This is a genomic window from Xenorhabdus ehlersii (assembly GCF_003610465.1).
Lineage (GTDB): Bacteria > Pseudomonadota > Gammaproteobacteria > Enterobacterales > Enterobacteriaceae > Xenorhabdus > Xenorhabdus ehlersii.
This window is the reverse complement of record NZ_RAQI01000004.1, coordinates 191,634-206,853: the sequence shown is the minus strand read 5'-3', so window position 1 is coordinate 206,853 and position 15,220 is coordinate 191,634. Positions and strand designations below refer to the sequence as shown.

General features: G+C 42.3%; 12 protein-coding genes and 2 pseudogenes. 5 read left to right on the top strand and 9 right to left on the bottom strand.

The window, feature by feature from the left end; genetic code table 11:
• Window positions 1-81: 81 nt before the first annotated feature.
• Both BDE27_RS20620 and BDE27_RS13840 read left to right on the top strand, forming a co-directional pair.
• Window positions 82-854, top strand: a pseudogene (locus BDE27_RS20620) (Thoeris anti-defense Tad2 family protein).
• 471 nt (window positions 855-1,325) lie between these two features.
• Window positions 1,326-2,606 carry a bifunctional O-acetylhomoserine aminocarboxypropyltransferase/cysteine synthase gene (locus tag BDE27_RS13840; RefSeq protein WP_099132576.1) on the top strand — a complete coding sequence of 427 codons (1,281 nt, stop codon included), beginning with the start codon at window positions 1,326-1,328 and terminating at the stop codon, window positions 2,604-2,606.
• Window positions 2,607-2,691: 85 nt separating this feature from the next.
• Here the strand turns inward: BDE27_RS13840 and BDE27_RS13835 are convergent.
• A pseudogene (locus BDE27_RS13835) lies at window positions 2,692-2,920 on the bottom strand (helix-turn-helix domain-containing protein); the annotation flags it as partial.
• Window positions 2,921-3,139: 219 nt separating this feature from the next.
• Here BDE27_RS13835 and BDE27_RS13830 point away from each other — a divergent pair.
• Window positions 3,140-3,412 (top strand): AbrB/MazE/SpoVT family DNA-binding domain-containing protein, encoded by a 273-nt coding sequence (locus BDE27_RS13830; RefSeq protein WP_099132577.1) that lies wholly within the window; start codon window positions 3,140-3,142, stop codon window positions 3,410-3,412.
• Window positions 3,412-3,786: a type II toxin-antitoxin system PemK/MazF family toxin gene (locus tag BDE27_RS13825; RefSeq protein WP_099132578.1), complete on the top strand. Its 375-nt coding sequence runs from the start codon at window positions 3,412-3,414 to the stop codon at window positions 3,784-3,786. Before BDE27_RS13830 ends, BDE27_RS13825 begins: the two co-directional genes overlap by 1 nt.
• 147 nt (window positions 3,787-3,933) lie before the next feature.
• Here the strand turns inward: BDE27_RS13825 and BDE27_RS13820 are convergent, their stop codons facing one another.
• The 7 genes from BDE27_RS13820 to BDE27_RS13790 form a co-directional block, all read right to left on the bottom strand.
• Window positions 3,934-6,906 carry an inverse autotransporter beta domain-containing protein gene (locus tag BDE27_RS13820; RefSeq protein ID WP_169922793.1) on the bottom strand — a complete coding sequence of 991 codons (2,973 nt, stop codon included), beginning with the start codon at window positions 6,904-6,906 and terminating at the stop codon, window positions 3,934-3,936.
• A gap of 484 nt (window positions 6,907-7,390) precedes the next feature.
• Window positions 7,391-7,867: an RtcB family protein gene (locus tag BDE27_RS20020; protein ID WP_099132580.1), complete on the bottom strand. Its 477-nt coding sequence runs from the start codon at window positions 7,865-7,867 to the stop codon at window positions 7,391-7,393.
• Window positions 7,867-8,049, bottom strand: a complete 183-nt coding sequence (gene vapB, locus BDE27_RS13810) for a type II toxin-antitoxin system VapB family antitoxin (RefSeq protein ID WP_099132581.1) — start codon at window positions 8,047-8,049, stop codon at window positions 7,867-7,869. The genes BDE27_RS20020 and vapB overlap by 1 nt, the downstream gene beginning before the upstream one ends.
• Window positions 8,050-8,133: 84 nt before the next feature.
• Complete coding sequence (locus BDE27_RS13805) at window positions 8,134-9,405, bottom strand: F390 synthetase-related protein (protein WP_099132582.1); 1,272 nt, start codon at window positions 9,403-9,405, stop codon at window positions 8,134-8,136.
• A complete protein-coding gene (locus BDE27_RS13800; RefSeq protein ID WP_099132583.1) occupies window positions 9,402-10,208 on the bottom strand; it encodes an MBL fold metallo-hydrolase in 807 nt (268 codons plus the stop codon). The genes BDE27_RS13805 and BDE27_RS13800 overlap by 4 nt, the downstream gene beginning before the upstream one ends.
• Window positions 10,201-11,220 (bottom strand): NAD-dependent epimerase/dehydratase family protein, encoded by a 1,020-nt coding sequence (locus BDE27_RS13795; RefSeq protein ID WP_099132584.1) that lies wholly within the window; start codon window positions 11,218-11,220, stop codon window positions 10,201-10,203. Before BDE27_RS13795 ends, BDE27_RS13800 begins: the two co-directional genes overlap by 8 nt.
• Complete coding sequence (locus BDE27_RS13790; protein ID WP_099132585.1) at window positions 11,217-12,215, bottom strand: 3-oxoacyl-[acyl-carrier-protein] synthase III C-terminal domain-containing protein; 999 nt, start codon at window positions 12,213-12,215, stop codon at window positions 11,217-11,219. Before BDE27_RS13790 ends, BDE27_RS13795 begins: the two co-directional genes overlap by 4 nt.
• An 831-nt stretch (window positions 12,216-13,046) precedes the next feature.
• Between BDE27_RS13790 and BDE27_RS13785 the strand changes: the two genes are divergently transcribed.
• Window positions 13,047-13,919, top strand: coding sequence for a phosphorothioated DNA-binding restriction endonuclease (locus BDE27_RS13785; protein ID WP_099132586.1), 873 nt, complete (start codon window positions 13,047-13,049; stop codon window positions 13,917-13,919).
• Window positions 13,920-13,978: 59 nt separating this feature from the next.
• On the opposite strand, the gene potD is transcribed toward BDE27_RS13785, so the two are convergent.
• Window positions 13,979-15,031: a spermidine/putrescine ABC transporter substrate-binding protein PotD gene (gene potD, locus BDE27_RS13780; RefSeq protein WP_099132587.1), complete on the bottom strand. Its 1,053-nt coding sequence runs from the start codon at window positions 15,029-15,031 to the stop codon at window positions 13,979-13,981.
• Between the last annotated feature and the right edge of the window lie 189 nt (window positions 15,032-15,220).

Below are 15,220 nucleotides of genomic sequence, written 5' to 3'. Positions count from 1 at the left end.
TTACCTAAGTAATATGTGCTGGCGGATTAGCAGTAGAATGAAATTACCTTGAATTTTAATGAATAATTAAGTGAGGGATTTATGTCTGAACTCAGTAAACCAGAAAATATGAATGCCAGCCTTAAATATCCATTCAATCTTGCCCAAAATAAGTTTGAAGGTTTTGGTGGTGAAGTCACTGTACCAATCGGTTCTTTCGCATGGGCGCTAAGCCATGTATATGTAAAAAAACAACTGTTATGTCGTACTGGTTGGCATGTTCCTAAAGAACATATACGCCTTGCTCATCAGTCGGTAGCGAATAGTGAAGGTGATGGGTCTGCTTATATTGAAAAGAGTGATAAAGATAGTTATTGGCTTCCCTGGGACCCACCCAAGAAGATTTAATAGCTTGTGATTGGAAAATACTGCTATTACCAGCACCATATTGGATGTCTTTTGATCTTAAAATAGGACTACCGCATGATCGTTATGATAATATCGGTACTCTATCTAACTTCCAGAATAAGACAACTATTAAGGAAATCGTAGGATTTGTTTGCGGCCTCATGACGCCTGGTCTAGGCTCATTTAATTTGATGCTTATCGTATCCTGTGATGAAGATCACTGCCAAAAAACAGTAGAATTACTTAGCAAAGAGTTTTATGTAACAGTCGATAATAGAACCTATAAACTTAATGTTTCCGATATATTATTACCTCTTAAAGTAAACGGAACTACAATCACTGTAGTTTATGATAATAATAGTCATGGTAAAGAATACTCTGCTAGTGAAGCTATAAACGTATGCTCCATACTGAAGGATAACATAGGTAAAACCAAGCATTTCCGCTTTGGCTGGTACGATAAATAATCTCCACCCTAACTTTAAGGCTACTCTCCGGTAGCCTTTTATATCCACCACCGCAATTATCCCCTATTGTGGCAGCAAATATATTAAAAACGCTAACCGACACCAATATTAAACCCATCAATGGCATGATCTTTTCCGCTATATTTTGCGGATACTCCTTCATAACCCGCATAAAGGCTGAGGTTTTGAATAAGCAAAACCCAACAAAGCATATACATTCACACTCTCATCAATGCGGTATGCTGAGCCAATCATCAATAATTACCTTTTATATTTATTAAATGTTTTAACCATTTAAAGTATAAATAGTTCTTGTAAGGCAATCGGATAAAATGCAACAAATGGGAGTAATATTGAATTATTGATTCAGAATCATTTTTTGATATCAACAAAGTCAAAACAAACGCGTTACTATTTTTAATTGTCAGTCTCAAACGTCAGTACCACTTCACTTAACTAAAGGAAATGGCAATGAAATTAGAAACTTTATCCATCCATGCAGGTTATTCACCCGATCCAACAACCAAAGCCGTTGCTGTCCCAATTTACCAGACAACTTCCTACGCTTTTGATGATTCCCAACATGGTGCTGATCTGTTTGATTTAAAAGTGGAAGGTAATATTTACTCCCGCATCATGAATCCAACCAATGATGTATTGGAAAAACGTGTCGCCGCTTTGGAAGGTGGTATCGGTGCACTTGCGGTCGCTTCGGGCATGGCGGCAATCACCTACGCCATACAAACCATCGCCACGGTCGGGGATAATATTGTCTCTGTCGCAAAATTATATGGCGGAACTTATAACCTGATGGCACACAGTTTCCCAAATATGGGGATTGAAACCCGTTTTGTTGATCATGATAATCTCGCTGTCGTTGACACCCTGATCGATAAAAGAACCAAAGCCGTCTATTGCGAATCCATCACTAACCCAAGTGGGAATATCATTGATATCCAGGCGCTGGCAGATATTGCCCATCGGCACGGCATTCCTCTTATTGTCGATAATACCGTCGCAACGCCCTATTTATGCCGCCCATTTGAACATGGCGCCGATATTATCATCCATTCTCTGACCAAATATATTGGCGGACATGGCACCTCAATTGGAGGGATGATTGTCGATTCAGGCAAATTCCCCTGGATGGCGCATCAGGATCGTTTTGCCATTTTAGGCACACCAGATCCTTCGTATCACGGCATAACCTATACCGAACATTTTGGTGCCGCTGCCTTTATCGCTCGCTGTCGTGTTGGGCCACTGCGTAGCACAGGCGCGGCCTTGTCTCCATTCAATGCCTTTTTGATGTTACAGGGACTGGAAACATTGGCGTTACGGATGGAGCGCCATACTGAAAACGCCCTGAAGATCGCACAATATCTGGAAAAACATCCTCAGGTATCCTGGGTGAACTATGCGGGATTGCCTACACATCCTGAACATGATTTGGCTATCCGTTATATGGGGGGCAAACCAGCGTCTATTCTGTCTTTCGGCATCAAAGGCGGAGAAGAAGCAGGTATACGCTTTATCGATGCTCTGCAATTGATTGTTCGTTTGGTTAATATTGGTGATGCTAAATCTCTGGCTTGTCATCCCGCCTCAACAACCCATCGTCAGCTAAATGATGAAGAAATGGTAAAAGCAGGCGTTTCACGTGATTTAATTCGCTTATCCATCGGTATCGAACATAGCGATGATATTATTGCCGACCTGGCACAAGCGCTGGAAGCAGCAAAGACGCTGTAAAATCGTTGTTAAAAGCGATAATCCCAGAATATTGCAAATGTAATAAAAACAAACACAGGCTCTAATTTTGAGCCTGTGTTTTAGATTAAATTACAAAGCCGTAGTGTGTGCCGTCGGGTAACTCTACGTCGATACGTAACTTGCCACCGGATGCTTCCACGTAGCGTTTGAGAGAAGATAACTTCAAGTCGCGGCCAGGGTTTCTCCATATCGGAGACAGTCGGCTGCTTGATGCCGAGAGCCACAGCGATGTCACCTTGAGTCAGATTCATGCGTTCGCGAAGTTCTGCCAGATGAATGTTAAGCAACATCTCCGGTCTTGTTACCAGCACAAAGAAGAATCCTTTTACGCTTAGGATCGAATCAATTAATCAAAATAAAGGATGATTGGCAACAGAGACAAAGGAAATATCTTTCTGTGGGTATGATAGGGAGCTAGCCTTGCCACGATACCGAAACAAAAGTGTGACTTTGTGAAACTTATGATACAATCAATGTGTGAGATAAAGTTACATATTTATTGGAGGGTCATCATGGCAATAACGCGTTTACGTCAACAGGGAGGAGCTGTCGTTGTCACCATCCCTAGTGAAGTTGCAACAGTAATGGGATGGTCTGTCGGCATGACATTGGATATAAAACCATCAGGTGACACAATAAGCATCAAACCAGCGGGTAGAATTGCCAGAGGCCGAAAGTCTCTTTCTGAGCTGCTGCAAGGCATTGATGAAACAGAGGTGCAAACTTTCAACGAAACCACCGCCGACGAACTGAATTCTCACCCTGTTGGTCATGAGGTGATTTAATGGTGCGTAAAAGGAATGTCCCAGGCAAGGGTGAAATCTGGCACACTAACGGTGATCCCGTTAGCGGAAGAGAGTTTAGAGGAACACATTACTATTTGGTTATCTCTGAATTTGCACTGAATCAAAAGCTAGGTACTGCACTTTGCGTTCCAATTACCAGCGGAGGAGGGTTAGCACGCTCTGAAGCGGTCACGGTATATCTTGATGGCTCAAGTACCGATACCGGAAAAATTACCGGTGTTGTGCTTTGTTACCAAATTCGTTCACTTGATTTGAATGAAAGAAAAGCGACCTATTCAGCACAAGCTGAACCCAGCGTTGTTGATGAAATATTATCCAAAGTCATAGATATTTTAGATCCTCAATTACATTGATTTTGACATCCTCTGAAAGCCGAAGTTTTACGGCGCACTGGATAAAAAAACAAACCTCACTATTTTAAATGGGTTTGTCAGCGAGCTGAAACAAACACAGGCTCTAATTTTGAGCCTGTGTTTTTACTATTTATTCCTATTGGTTTGTTAGTGTGTAATCAAGCAAGTTATCAATTTATTAACGCTTGATTTGTCAACTATTTCATGTTTCACAACATCAAACCCAACAAAGTAGTTATGCTTGCTAACTTCTGGATTTATGTTGTTAGACACCAGTATAGCGGGATTATTTGGATCAGTTCCATTTCCGTATACCCCTGTCTGACCTATAAGGCCCCAATCCATTATATTGGGAAACTCTTCAAGTAGAGTTGTGCCATATTTCTCATTATGGACACGAGAACTTGATAATGGCCACAAATCCGTCACTGTCACTGATGCATAGTTATATGCTTGATTATTCTTACCAGCAAATATCTCACATGCATGATCTGTTTGTGAATTCATTTTATGATTCTGTGGATCAAATGTGCGAAAATAACGCAGAGGCTTCACTGTATAAGTGTAGGTAGCTATTGCCCCTGTCTGCTTGTTAGTAGCAGTCGCCTTGAGCTTTGTAGGCGCCAGTGAAAAGTGCAGACCATCAAGCACAAAATCGAACACATTATCAGAACCCATACTCTGTTCGGCTACTTGCCCTGAAACTACGGTATATTTGCCTTCTTCAATGTTAGGATCAATAAGAGGAGTATTTGGATCACGTCGTAACTCTGCGTTTAATGCATCGAAGACATTATAAGGTCCATTCTCATCACTCTTGTAGAAGTGATTGACAGATGGATTATTCCCATTGTAAATATACAACCCAACAGGCTGCTCTACCGGTATAAATTTCACGGTAGTGTTAGCAATCGATTCCTGTTTTCCCTCTTTTTTCACAAGTTCCAGCTTGACATTGACATTGTCAACACCGACAGAGCTGGTCAACGTTGTCGTCAAGTATCCCTGATCATCCGTGGTTAGCTGTTTATTGCCGAACACCAGCTTACCTTCCTCTACCAGTTTATTGTGGTCAAACTTGTCATTAACCATGCTCCAAATCACCTTATCGTGATCAAAGGTCAGATTTGGTATAGCTAAATCAGTAGCAGCATCCTTAATTTTTGCTTTATAGAGATAAGCCTCTTTTCCGTCACCATTGAGATCCTTATTCGGTGTCACTTCAATGTCGCCAATCTTAATATCACCGACGAAAGCCACGGGTTTTTCAGTGTATGTCGTCGTTTTACCACCATCAATTGAGGCACCGACTTTAATATCTTTTACAGGTTTGGTACTGGTTAAGGTAGCAAACAATTTCCCTTCGGTATTTGTGGTGTTTTGCACTGATGACCACTTCATACCATCCGGTAATGTCTCAGGATACCATTTGACATCCACCTTCTGATTTTTCAGGGCAATACCATTCTTATCTTTTACAACGGCCGTAAAGGTATAGCCATTATCTCCAGCGAGAAGTGGCCCAGATACGAACGGAGTAACGGATTGAATCTTAAAGTCAGAAATCAGGCCACTAAAGCCAATATCACCAACATGAGTTTTTGGCATTCCAGGTATTTCCAGGAAAACTTTCACATCTTTCAGCGGCTGGGAGGTTATTACCGTTGCCTGCAACTGCCCCTGAGAATTGGTTCTGCTGGGGTTTTCCCAATTCAGACTAACATCTTTACTTTGTGGCTCAATCGACCAGGTGACATTATCAATCACGCCATTGCGGATAATATCTTTATCAGCAGCACCATGAGCGATAGTCGCCAGTAAATTATAACCCCCCTGAGCACCCGTATTAGAGGTTGTTAATTGTTCAGCCTTAAATTGTCTGACAACAAAAGGCTGTACTGTCACATTCAAAATAGCGGGCTTACTTACCTTACCGTTATTTCCTTCCGCAAAGATATTTACCGTATGCGTATTCTGTCCATCAGGAATATATTTAGGCAATACAAGCGTAACTAGCTCATTACCGCCACCAATAGTGGCAATACTGCCGCCATTTTGGGTAAATGCATTATCTGCCTGAAATATGATTTTTTTGACGCTTGATTTTATGTTAGCCGTTATAGGTAATGGTGTTGGCCATGTTTGCTGGCTATAACCAAAGATAGTGTTTTGCGACATCGTCAATTCCAGTTCATCTGGCTTCTTCCGATGATCAAGCACAATATGGTTATTTCTTTCCACTAAGTCATAACGGCTACCTGCCAGTGTACGCATGGAAGCAACACTACCAGGCGAGAACTGCGCGTCCCAAGGTACACCAAAGCGGTAGTTCAGGTTGGCCTGGAACAGAGTTTCACTGTGTCCGCTGCCCCCATATTTGTAATCTACCCCCATTGTCACCAACGGGATCGGTGTATAATTCAGGCCAACTCTGCCCAGGCTGGGGTTTTTCTGTTTGCTGTCACGATTGAACAAAGCAACGTTATCACCAAAGTATTGTTCAAAGCCTAACTTACCCCCCAGGTTCGGGTAAGCGGGTAAATAAAATTCACCTTGAAGATCAAAACCGTTGGCAGGACGTTCTTCCCAATCATGATCTTTCAATGACTGGCGCCATTCAGTCAGACGCAAGTATGAATTGGCAGAAAGTTTGACATAATCTGTCCAGGCTTCTGCCCCTACACCGAGGCGCTGGTTTTTACCGGTGACATCATGGTCAAAGAAAGTATTCAGCCCATACATCCAATGAGGCGTAAAATAGCGTCCCCCCAAACCGACATTCACAGTATGACGGCTGTCTTTATGGCGATAACCAAATTGGGAGAAAACCAACCAATCGGCTTTATTGTCATAAAGCGGAAGCAACATATCCAGGGAGCCATTATCCAATTTACCTTTTCTATCAAGGGCAAAATTAATTCTGGCTGTACCAAACTGTGATAACCATTTCTGTGTCTCGCTGGATATCGTCCCATTGAGCTTTCCTAACGCATAGGATTTAGCTTGTTCGGTAAGTTGAGAAGGTGAAGATGACAATACCCGACTCACCGTCTGAATATTTTGCGCAATTAAACCTGCTGTTCCATCGCCCCTATTATCTAACTGATTTTCATTTGCCACTGTCTGTGTTTGCTGTTCAGTGTTTTTTTCACCTATAGCCAATGTATTCGTGGCTATAAATGGTAAAAGCAAAGAACCTATATATAGAGAAAACCTAATGAACTTATTACTAATATATGAACTCATATATAGTACCTCATGGAATATTTGATGTCCCAACACTGAATAAGAATAAAAAATTAATCTTTTTGTGCACTTAAGATACATTAGGTGACTTATTACTAATCTGCTTAATGAAAATTTTTTATTAGCTGATAAAAGATAGTTATCACTTTCTGTTTCGAATATCAGGTTATTACATGAGGGAGAAATTAGAATAATAAGTTAGTCTTGGTATTCAATGAAATATGAAATTTTAATGTTGTGTTTTTTATATTTTATTTTTCAAAAAAATTCTTTAGTAAGAAATATCAAGTTACTGTTTTATAGACTGCAACTTGAAAAATAATGGTTGTAGACTTAATTCGATATTAGGCTTTAAATGTTATCCACGACCTAAATAGGAATAATCTCCCATTGAACCGGGGATCAATGCCAATTCCCCTGCCCGCGCTGGTGTTACACCTTTACGCAGACCTACCTCATACGCGGCATACCTATCCAAAATGGTATCGACAATTTGCAGTTCAACAAAGTGATTGCCTGAACCCACAGTGCCTAAACTCGCTGGACGGATAGCCTGACAAACCTTGGCATCACTACCAGGAGTACGGATTTGCCCTGTATGCACAGCCGCATCAAAGCCATAAGTCATAACTTCTAAACGTGCAGCGAATCCCTCAATAATATCCAGATTCTTTTTAGGATTCGCTGATCTTTCAGAACGATAAATTAATTCCATCAATGTTACAGAACTGATGCAAAGCTGACCATAATGCTGATAAAAAGCTTCTCTGACTTTCTGCGGCTTATTCTTGATAGTATAAATACAACTATTGGTATCAAGCATATACTTAATCATCAAAACTCCTCCCTGAGCTGCTCACTTGGCTGCTGTCTGTCAGCCATAAAATCAGAAGTGACATTTTCGCCATCAAACCAACTATCCCATCCCTCTCCCGCCGGAGTTATGATACGAACTCGACCAATAGCAATAATATCAACATGTTTTACATCTTCCGGGAAAGCAACGGCTTTGGGCAAATAAACTCAAATGTCACATGCAAATTTCCTGATACAGTAAAATAAAAACGCGCAATCAACCATCTCCAGTGCGATTGCGCAGTTTCACTTCCTAATTATCCGGCGGCGCTTATTAAACAGATCCGGTAATATCGCCTGCGATACGCATTGCCATTCAATTTTATCAATATCAACTCCCTGTTTGGCAAAGTAATCTGATAGCGCCGACTGGCACTGTTGGAGAACTTCAACAACACAATCCCCTTCCAATTTCAGCAACCACTCAGTTTGGGTTAGCCGGTAATCACTTGTTAGCGGCAAGGTATTGGCAATGATCCGCGAACAAGGATCAGCGAAAATATTTACTGTTCCCCCTGCCAGAGCAGGTAAAATTAGCTGATCATCATTGCGCCCTTCTATGCGCTCTATCGCCAATGCAGGATTGCCACAATCACACGGGGCTTTCTTTACCACCAAAATATCATCAAGCTTGTAACGCACAATGGGCTGGGTTTCCCGCGTAAAATCGGTAATGATCGGGTTAAAACGCGATTCATCGATCCATTTTGGCTCAATATGCAGAAACTCTTCATTAAGATGCAGCGTCCCATGCGAGCAGGTACATGCCAGGAACCCTTCCGTGGCCTGATAAATTTCTCCCACTTCCCTGAATACGGTTTTCAATAGTTGTCGATCTTGCGGCTCCAGCACTTCTGCCACCGAGATCACTTTAACCGGCGGCAATGATGCTTCGCCTTGTTGGATCTTCAATGCCAACGCACGCAATACTTGAGCTGGCGCTACGACAATCGTTGGTTGATACTCTACTAACGCTTGTACTTGCTGATTAAAGTCAGCGAACAAGTCAAAAAAACGGAAGGATATCCAACGGTTCTGGACACTATCGTAAAGATTGTTCCCCGCCCGTAAGAACAGTGCAACTCGCTCACCATGAAATAAGCCATTTGGCAGCATCTTGGCAAGCAGGGTTCCTGCCCAAATGCTCCGCTCTTTCGGGCTGGCAACAAAAATACCTCGCTGCCCTGATGTCCCCGATGACATGCCAACGCTGAATTTGCCGACTGTCGGTTTGAAGTCCCGTGACTGTTCGCTCAGCCGCGCACAGGCCAACAACTCATCGCGTTTGAGACCCGCCGTATTCATCTGGTCGAAATTTTCCATCATGATGGCTTTATTCATAAGCGGATATTCCACCAACGATAAATCACCGAATGAGGAGAAATAAGGGCTTTTCGTCAGAACCCTATGCCTGAATCGCGCCAATTCTCGCCATTGATGTTGTTCAAGCTGCTGTCGGTTGGCAAATTTCCACCGTTTTCTGGCCCGCCAATAGTACCAAAGCGTCTTAAATATCATTCTAAATCTCCCTCATGGCATAGCTGGATAGGGATCTGCTTTTGATCAATTTGATGCAGCTTATTCAGTGTCTCGTAATAGGCACGGCTGTTATCCATAATAAGATTCGCCAATTTTGCAGGCCCACGCAGTTCACGGTAATTGGTCGGAGACCAGGCGGCATCTCCTGCCAACAACACCCAACCCTGTTCAGTCAATACACAAAGGCCAAGGTGCCCTGCCGCATGGCCAGGCAGCGGAACAATAAGTATCTGTTTCTGGCTTTCTGGCACGGCATAACCTTCCCCCAATACCGCTAATTCCTCTGGCAACGGGCTGGTTTCAAACCCTTCATAAAAACTGACTCTGGATTCGAAATCTTCCGGGACTAACCCCCGCACAAATGCTTTTTGTAGCGCAGCAATACCGCGTAAGTTACGGGTTTGCCGCCAACCTTCCCCCGAACAGATAAATTGGGTCTGCGGAAAATCTCGTAATCCGGCAATATGATCACCATGAAAGTGAGAAATGATGAGGCCATCAATATCACGTGCCTGAATCCCTTCCTCTTTTAGTTGCATCACCAATGCGTCTTTGGTGTCAAAGTAGACCGGTGTAACCATGCGATATAATCGAATAATTCCATTGCGGGTATGATCGTAAAAATGGCTGGCGTATCCGGTATCAAGCAGCCAACGCTTATCATTACACTCCAACAACCACGCACGAGCCGGAAATTTGCATACGCGAAGACTGGCACCTTTCAGTGCCATGCAACCGGAATGAGTGCAATATCCCACTTCAAAAACACGTATCTTAACCATGTGCACCCGTTTGCTGATCTATCTGTTTTAGCCAGTTGGCCGTTAAATGAATACCTTCTTCGATGGTATAAATCGGCGAATAACCCAGCTCTTCTTGCGCTTTTGAGTTATCCAGTGTCATAGAGAAATAAGCCGCACCAATACCATAACGCGTCAGCAACGGCTCTTTTCGGGTGAGCATGGCAACGCCTTCCAATATTGCCGCAACACCATACAGAAGTGGGTAAGGCAATGATTTGATCCGGTAATCAAACTGCATCTCGTTAAATAACTGCCCTAAGATCTTCGCCAATGGCTGTGGCTGTTGATTGGTAATGTTATATATCGCCCCACTTTGCAACCCTTCGTGATGAGTCGCCAACGACATGGCATGGACAACATTCATTACGTAAGTGAGATCCAGAGCATTCCTTCCCCCCGCAGGCAAAGCCATAACGCCTTTGCTGGCTTTAACCTGGGCCAGCAAACGCGGCAACAATACCCTGTCATGCGGGCCAAATAATCCACGAGGGCGCAGGATAATGTAAGTTGTGTCAGGATAGCGGGGGATCAGTTGGCGTATGCTCTCTTCCGCCAGAAACTTGGTTCGGGCGTAATCATTGGCAAAACGCTGGCTGCGCTGATTTTCGGTAACATGCTGTTGGTGTGAAAAATTAAAATATACAGCTGGAGTAGAAATATGGACAAATCGCCGAATACCACATACTCCTGCTGCCTGTGCCAATGTATGTGTCGCAGCCACATTGATACGTTCAAACTCATCAGGATCGCCCCAGGGAGAGGATTTGGCAGCACAATGCCAGACTGCATCACACTCTGACATCAGTTCGATGGCTTCACCCTCCGTTAGCGTCGCCAGTTCAGCGAGACGAAACTCCACACCCAATTGAGTCAATAACTCACCCGCCTGCGGGTCACGTCCGGTTGCCACCACCGTCTCTTCATGGGATAACAGGTAATCAACGGCATTACGACCTAACCCACCCGTGGCTCCGGTTACAAGAATTTTCATGGTCTTAGAATCATCTCACTTAATGAAAGCCCAGCCGCTGTACCAAGTAACATCACATAATCACGACCATAATAGCGATCTGTCATAATGGCTTCATGCAGCGCGCTTGGAATGGATGCCGCGACCTGATTACCACGATAACGATAGATATTCACAAATCTCTCATCCTTGATATTCAAGCGTTTGAGAATATGTTTCAATCCCAAATGACTTGCCTGATGAGGTATCACGGTATCGATATCGGACATTGCAAGATTGGCATCATCCAATACACGCGCTGTAAATTCTTCAATCAATGAGGCAGTCAGTTTAAACAGTGGCTTACCCTGCATCTGGAACAGAAAATCGCTATCTTCCATGCCTGCACGCAGATTCTTGCGGGTTCCGCCGGCCCGAATCTCACATAATTCGAGACCTTCTGGATAGGTTTCATGTTTGTAGGTAACAATCCCGCTTTTCCCATTCCCTCTTTCAACGATCACACAAGCCGCCCCATCACCAAAAATCAGTGATGATTCTTGATGTGACCAGTCAATGCCACGGGAAGCCATCTCTGAGGAGACAATGGCAATTCGCCGATACTGTCGGGTTGCTAACAATCCACTCGCAACATCCAGGGCAGAAATAAAACTGACACAACTTGAATTAATATCAAAACAGGCAGTTCCGGCTTTTAAACGGCTCGCTTTTAAAATATGTGCTGCGGAATAAGGTAAGGCTTGAATCGGGATAGCAGAAGCTGAAATCAGCAGATCAATTGAATCTGGCGAGATTTGATGTGTTTCTAACGTATTATGCAATGCATTTGTGGCTAATTTAGCTGGGGGGACGTCATAATCCGAATGATAACGATACTCTATTCCAGAATGTTTTTCGACAAACCCCTTCGGTTTATTGAACTTTAAATCTAAATCGGATGAATACACTTTGTTTTCTGGTAAGGCAATACCAGACGCAATGATCTTTAATGGGATCAATTCATTTATATTTTTCATTTTTTTATAACTTCCAAGTGTTAATTTTTTGTTTAAATTTGCTGCCAGAATATGAAGTGAATTCTGAGTAGGGTGAGAATAAATGAATATTTATCAGATAGCCGATTAAACAGGAAGTATATATTTATGATACATCATATTATTAATTTGAAATATTCAATGCAGTTATATGAAAAATAAAAAATTTTCTCAGTTCATCATTTCAATATCATAAAATTTTTTTAATGCAGAAAACATATTATGAAATTTAATCATGGCGTTTGTTGTCTATATGTAAAATAAAGGTCAATATTAATTTACAAATAAACTAACTTGATTTAATTAATGGGAAATAATCATTTCCAGATTTTGTTTCATTGATTAATTAAATAAATATAGTCACCCTAAAATTCTGAACAAGCATTAGTCCAATGTTTTTATTATTTTTTAAATAAAAGTAAAACATTAAATTTACAACATATATATCTTTTAAAAGTAAAAATACTGAGTTTATTCTTCTGAGTAAGAAGTATTTATTCAGAAGAATAATTCTGCTAATTGAAGTAAATAAATTATATAAATCTCAGATCACTTGTTGGTCAAAACAAGCCGTTGAAGAAGGTTATATTAAAAAGCTTAATCTCCCAGTCTGATATCAATCAATGGAACGATAAATAATCCCCATATCAACTCTAACTAAAAGATATATAGCAATATGTTTTTACTGTCTACACACCATTTTCAGCGGATCTTCATATAACCCACCCCAAATTTCTTCCAAACCAACATCTTGCCTCTCACCACTTTTGCGAGCATGATCGCAATACCGTTACCATTAATCAAACAACTTACATGCCTGCAATCAAAGAACTCCAAGTCGCAATTTCAAACCTTTCTGTATGGCGCAAAGGTGATCAACGTGCGCCACATAAGCCGTTATTGCTACTGTATGTACTCTCGCAATATCAGAAAGGTCATGAACGACTGTTTGATTATGGGGAGGAGATCCACCAGCCACTACTGGAGCTACTCAATAACTTTGGCCCAAGACGCAAAACCCACTATCCCTCTTTACCCTTCTGGCGCTTACGTGGCGACGGGTTTTGGGAATTGCAAAATACCGAACTCTGTACGCCACAAAAAGGTAGCAAGGAGCCGCCAAAACGTGAACTCATTGAATTTGGCGTCAAAGGAGGTTTCGACCCACAAAGCTACCAGTTATTACGCAAAAAACCCGCTACCATCAATAAATTGGCACAACAAATCCTGAGTGAACATTTCCCTGACAGCATACAAGAGCTGCTCGCCAACCAATTGGATTTCTCTTTAAACGATATCCGCAAAATGCGTGATCCCCATTTTCGCCAGCAGATACTGCGCGCCTATAACTACCAATGCGCAATATGTGGTTACAATCTGCGACATGACAGTACCCCCGTTGGCCTGGAAGCCGCACATATCAAATGGAAACAATACGGCGGCCCCTGTACGGTAAACAACGGGCTTGCCCTTTGCTCTCTGCACCATTCTGCATTCGATATGGGATCAATCAGTATTGACGATAATATGAAGTTACTGGTTTCAGAAAGTGTCAATGGTGGCACGATAGTGAAGCAACTTTTCTGGAATTTTGCAAAACAGCCAATATTGCGTCCCCAGAATAAAGACTATTATCCATTGGAAAGTTTCATCGCCTGGCATCGCAACCAAGTCTTTAAAGAATAGCTTTCAAGCATATTAAAAAGGGGAGCCAAAGCTCCCTCGTAATTCAAACTGATTTTAGGTCATTGACCTGCTTTCAATTTTTGGAAGTACTCTTCGTACAGAATATTGGCATTGCCAACATCACTCTGCCATTCGCCTTTTTTGATCACGGCAGCATCTGGATACAAAGACTTATCTTCTGTCATGGATTTCGGTAGTAATTTTTTCGCTTCCAGGTTCGGAGTCGGGTAGCCAATTTTCTTAGCAACCTGCGCCGCAATTTCTGGACGTAACAAGAAATTGATCAATTTCATCGCGCCATCGACATTTTTAGCATTCGCAGGAATAGCCAAACTGTCCATCCAGAAAATCCCACCCTCTTTCGGCCAAATAATCTCAACCGGTGTACCAGCCTGACGCGCAACATAAGCAGAGCCGTTCCACATCATACCGATATCCGCTTCGCCTTCCATAAATGGATTGGCAGGATTGTCAGAGTTAAATGCCAGTACATTTGGCATCAGTTTTCTCAGTTCCTGATAAGCAGCCTCAATCTCTTTCGGATCAGAGGTATTGCCGGAATATCCCAATTTCAGCAACGCCATCTGGAAGACTTCACGCGCATCGTCAGTCAGTACTAAACTGTTTTTGTATTCTGGTTTCCAAAGATCAGCCCACGAAGAGAGAGATTTGGGATCAATATTATCGCCGTTGACGCCAATCGCCGTTGCGCCCCAAATATAAGGGATAGAGTAATCGTTATTCGGGTCAAAAGACTTATGGAGCAGGTTAGGATCAAGGTTATGGAAGTTGCTCAATTTACTGGTATCGATTTTTTGCAACATCCCTTCTTTACTCATCTTTGAGACAAAGTAAGTGGATGGAACCACTAAATCATAAGCGCCGTCTTTATAGGTTTTCAGCTTGGTGTACATGCTCTCATTGGATTCATAGGTGGAATAAATCACCCTAATTCCAGTCTCTTTGGTGAACTGGTTGAGCAAACCAGGCGGAACGTATTCAGTCCAGTTGTAGAAATACAGCGTTTTGCCATCATCAGCGGCAGCGGCATTCACCGAACCAATGCTTAATGCCATCATCCCAGCGGCTAACAGACAGAACCACTTTTTCATGTTGTTTTTCATGTCGTGTTTCCCCTCGCAGTTGGTGCGTTAGTATTATATATAGGTTCGGCGTGAACCTATCCCCGAAAAGGGGGCTATTATAAAAGTGACATTTAATGGGGTAAAGCGACTTATTTCTTGCTGAATCGGTGTATATGAAAGAAATTCTGAAATAAAAGCGTGGCCAACCCACAACCA